The organism is Arachidicoccus sp. (assembly GCF_050436765.1).
In the GTDB taxonomy this organism is placed as follows: domain Bacteria; phylum Bacteroidota; class Bacteroidia; order Chitinophagales; family Chitinophagaceae; genus Arachidicoccus.
On record NZ_JBNQGD010000178.1, the window covers coordinates 1 to 4,491 of the forward strand.

At 39.4% G+C, this 4,491-nt stretch carries 4 protein-coding genes; 3 read left to right on the forward strand and 1 reads right to left on the reverse strand.

The genetic code is table 11. The annotated features are described in order from the left end of the window. The 3 genes from ACQR30_RS07845 to ACQR30_RS07855 form a co-directional block, all read left to right on the forward strand. Positions 1 to 1,289 (forward strand): DUF3887 domain-containing protein (locus ACQR30_RS07845; RefSeq protein ID WP_429733706.1); only part of this gene is annotated, 1,289 nt, incomplete at its 5' end. A gap of 584 nt (positions 1,290 to 1,873) precedes the next feature. Continuing rightward, positions 1,874 to 2,446 carry a hypothetical protein gene (locus ACQR30_RS07850; RefSeq protein WP_429733709.1) on the forward strand — a complete coding sequence of 191 codons (573 nt, stop codon included), beginning with the start codon at positions 1,874 to 1,876 and terminating at the stop codon, positions 2,444 to 2,446. A 287-nt stretch (positions 2,447 to 2,733) separates the two neighbouring features. Continuing rightward, complete coding sequence (locus ACQR30_RS07855) at positions 2,734 to 4,035, forward strand: ATP-binding protein (RefSeq protein WP_429733710.1); 1,302 nt, start codon at positions 2,734 to 2,736, stop codon at positions 4,033 to 4,035. Between the two features lie 77 nt (positions 4,036 to 4,112). Here the strand turns inward: ACQR30_RS07855 and ACQR30_RS07860 are convergent, their stop codons facing one another. Continuing rightward, positions 4,113 to 4,307: a helix-turn-helix transcriptional regulator gene (locus tag ACQR30_RS07860; RefSeq protein WP_429733713.1), complete on the reverse strand. Its 195-nt coding sequence runs from the start codon at positions 4,305 to 4,307 to the stop codon at positions 4,113 to 4,115. Positions 4,308 to 4,491 lie beyond the last annotated feature (184 nt).

Below are 4,491 nucleotides of genomic sequence, written 5' to 3' on the forward strand. Positions count from 1 at the left end.
CCATGAAAAAATATAGCCTACTGATAATTGCCTTATTTGGTATAGCCGTTTGCATCAAAGCACAGGCTAACGCTGATATCGCAAAGTCGTTTGTACAGAATATTTCCACAGCAAAATATCAGGATGCCTTAACACTCACCGATAGTGCCTTTCAAAAGGCCGTAAGCGAAAACAGGCTGGAAGAGATATGGGCTGCAATAGAGCAAAGAATAGGCTCTTTTACAAAGATTGATTCAGTAATCACCGATGCAAAATCGGTAACAGTCGATGCAGATTTTGAAAAAGCGCAGCAGCCTTTGAATTTTTATTTTAATCAGGATCATCAAGTAGTGGGATTTTTTCTTGGACATGCCGTTAATAAATCGGCTCTTTCTGATACCTCTGTTTACCCGGAAAAAGATTTTTCTTTGGTGACGCCAGCAGGAACGCTAAAAGGCCTGCTAACCTCTCCTTTAAATGCAACCGCACAAACACCTGTTGCCATTATCATTGCAGGCAGTGGACCTACCGATAAAGACGGAAACGATGCGCAGATGGGTTTGTACACCAATGACTATAAATTGCTAGCGGACGCCTTAGCAAAAAATGGTGTTGCCTGTTTGCGCTACGACAAAAGAATGGTTGGTGAAAGCAATAATTTCTCTACGGATGAAAGCAAATTACGCTTTGATGATTACGTCAACGATGTAGATAGTTTGATTGTCTCTCTTAGAAGAAATTATACAAAAATATTTCTTATTGGTCACAGCGAAGGTTCTTTGGTGGGCATTTTAGCAGCTGAGAAAATGAATCCGGCGGGTTTTATTTCTCTTGCAGGTGCCGGTGAAAATATTGCTGATATCTTAAAAAAACAACTTTCCACTTTACCGCAGGCACAAAGTATTGATAGTATTTTAAATGAATTGAGAAATGGTAACCTGGTAGCCAATACACCCAAAAATCTACAATCACTTTTTCGTGCTTCCGTACAGCCTTATCTAATTTCATGGATGAAATATAATCCGGAAGTGGAAATAGCCAAATTATCGTGTCCCGCATTAATATTACAAGGCAATACCGATTTACAGGTGAGTCTACAAGATGCCACTAACTTGAAAAAAGGTAATCCGCAAGCGCAGTTAAAAATCATTGCCGGCATGAACCATATTTTAAAAGACGCGCCTATGGAAAGGCAAGCCAATATTGCTACCTATGCCAACCCTTCTCTCCCATTGAATCAGGAATTGGTAGATACGATAGTTGGGTTTATCCATGCTGTACCCGCACTTGTACAGCGTGACACACAATAATGGGTATATCCTACCGGTAATCTCCACGTTGCTCCTTATGCTGTCCTTTCATAGCAGAGGAGAATTTATCATCCTTGCTGTCTACCCTACCGCTATCAATCAAAACAAAGAGTTGCGCAGAAATAAATAATTTTACGAATATGCGAAACGATTTATTGTCAAAAGCTTCTGGGTACCGTATCGCTAATCAGCATTCTTATCGTAAAGACGACACCGTACCGAAAGCTGCAGTGTAACTACCTGAAACTGCAGCCGAAAATCTCCAAGAAGCGCCATCTGCAAACGTGTCAAAAAACATGGCAAAACAGCCTCCGACTAGTAAAGCCAATAAAGAATTGGAAGTCTGTTTACCATTCGGCGACTGAGTGAAGCTAAGCCAATGGCCTTCGGTTTGTTTACTGTAGGTAACCTGAAGTTCTGCAGAGACATAAAGACACCACTTGGCATCTGCACAACGGGGAGAATATCAGTTCTTGAAATTTTAACTGTTCAAAATACCGTCTGGCGGACAAACTTCCAGCGGCTATTTTTGAAAATCCCAGCTATATTCGTACCTTGACCCTGAATTGAAAACAATAAATGATATGAACAACAAAGTATCAGAAAAAATTTATTTTTTAGGTTCAAGGCTTAATAATGAAGAGTCCATTATCCTAGAAAAAAAAGAAAAAATGGATTTCGCTTTTTTTGCTAGCTTGGAAGAAGTGAAAGCTCTTTTTTGTCAAGCTTATGATCTTCTACTGGCACCTTCCTTCAAGCCCTCTTTCCCTCCAAGTAAAGAAGAAATAATATATCATCGTGGCTTTTCAAAATTGATCGGGTTTTATCCGGTAATTCTGGAAATGAATAAAGAAAGCTACACGCTAGATGTGCTTAAATGGAAGTGTCCTGGTGTACAGATATACCAAACGGACGATAAATTTTTTGGAGAGACGGACTACTATCACATGGCTATGCGGCCGGGATTCCTCAAAACCTATGAAGTACTTGACATTGTACACGATATTGAAACGACTCCTTATGTCGGGCCTGATGGCAACATGGTTTTAAGGATTAACAAGGTCTCCTATCGCGATTCATTGAAACCCCAGCCACCCCTTAAACCCTTTAGCGAAGAAGAAATAAAAAATATACTTCGCAAAAGAGGATACTTATAGAAATTTTTGATGCTAATGAATCAAATTTCAATTCTATGCGTTTATAATAGGAAAAATTAGCGCAGCATTTTTTAATAAGTAAGTAAAATTACAAAGCAACAATCTCATAGCGAAACAAGAGAGAATACCAGAAATTTCCAGCAGGTGCTATCGAACGATTTCCACAAAACAGTATAACAGCAACAAGGAGTCAGGAAGCCTTTATCGACATATTTTTGTAGTATATTACATTTTTATGTACATAATATTGTGCAATATTACTATTTTATGTACATAAAATAGTCGTTATGAACAGGCAGGTAATGAATCAACTTATTAAATGGAAGGGGTCTAAAAGTAGAAAGCCCTTGATTATCAGGGGTGCAAGGCAGGTCGGGAAAACTTGGCTGATGCGCGAATTCGGCAAAAGCCAATATAAAAAGGTCGCCTATGTGAACTTGGAGAGCAGCGGTTCTATAAGAGCCGTATTTCAGGCAGATTTTAATATCAATAGAATTCTTCTGGCTATTCAGATTGAAACTGGTATTCAGATCGATCCGAATACAACCCTGATCATCCTGGATAAAATACAGGAAGCTGAAAAAGCTATCACATCACTTAAATATTTTCAGGAAAATGCGCCGGAGTATCATATTATTTGTGCAGGCTCCTTATTGGGGGTAGCCTTGCACAGTCACACATCATTTCCCGTTGGGAAAGTTGATTTTATTGACCTGCATCCATTAAATTTCATTGAATTTCTAGAGGCCACAGACAGGAAGCTCTTAGTCGAAGCACTAAAAAGCCATGATTGGATTCTTATCAACAGTTTTAAGGATCAACTTATTCAACATCTCAAGGAGTATTATTTTGTTGGCGGAATGCCGGAAGCCGTCAGTAGGTTTGCAGAAGACTTAGATATGAAAGGTGTACGGGAAATCCAGCGCCAGATACTCATAGCCTATGAACTGGACTTCTCTAAACATGCACCGACGGCAATTGCTGCGCGCATAAGAATGCTCTGGAACAGCATGCCCGCACAGCTCGCCAAAGAAAACAAGAAATTTATCTATGGAGCGCTTAGGCCTGGCGCAAGAGCAAAGGACTATGAACTGGCTATTTCCTGGCTCATCGACTGTGGGTTAATCACAAAAGTAAGCCGCATCTCAAAGCCCGCAATACCGCTTAAAGCATACAGCGACGAAACTGCATTTAAGCTATTCCTTGCCGATACCGGACTACTAGGAGCTATGAACAATCTGGATGTAAAAACTGTTATTGAAGGAAATTTGATATTTCAGGAGTTCAAAGGGGCGCTCACCGAGCAGTATGTCCTACAGCAACTCTTAACGATTGGCGAAGTGAATGTACACTATTGGTCTGCCGAAAATGCTCGAGCCGAAGTGGATTTTGTTTTGCAATACGAAGGGAAAATCGTTCCAGTGGAAGTAAAGGCGGAGGAAAATCTCAAAGCCAGGAGTTTAAGCGTTTTTTCGGAAAAGTATCGTTCAAAAATTTGCATCAGAACTTCCATGTCAGATTTCCGGCAGCAAGAAGGGTTGATTAATTTGCCTCTTTATGCGATTTCCGAAATAGGCAGCATAATTTAAACACCTGCCCAATCATTAAAAGCATATAATTAATTCTATAGCCTAATCTTATGATTTGAACCACAAACCTACTATGCCTATCTAGCTTTTTCTGATTTTCCTTTTTTGCTTTCGTGATAAGAAGCAAACACAGGGATATCCAATACGGCCCGAAGTTTTATTTGCGTTTCAAGAGTCAGATTTTCTTTTCCCTTCACCATTTTATTTACCTGTTGTGGGCTTACATGTAGTAATGCAACAAATTCTTTTTGTGACCAACCCAATTCATCCAATCTTTTTAAACCCTTAATGACAATCTACTGAGATTCATGCAGGATTACTCGGTTTTTAATGCGTTCTTTATTCCCTTTTAAAGTGTTTGTCTTTTCGTTAGACACCAAGGCTAAAAATTTATCTTTATTTGTCATTGTTATTCGCTTAAAAGTTCAAAGAAAGAATTCTCGTCAAATAGCGAAA

Excerpts from the sequence above, each read along its gene's own strand:
- ACQR30_RS07850 (WP_429733709.1), top strand. The coding sequence starts at position 1,874 with ATGAACAACAAAGTATCAGAAAAAATTTATTTTTTAGGTTCAAGGCTT.
- ACQR30_RS07855 (WP_429733710.1), top strand. The coding sequence starts at position 2,734 with ATGAACAGGCAGGTAATGAATCAACTTATTAAATGGAAGGGGTCTAAA.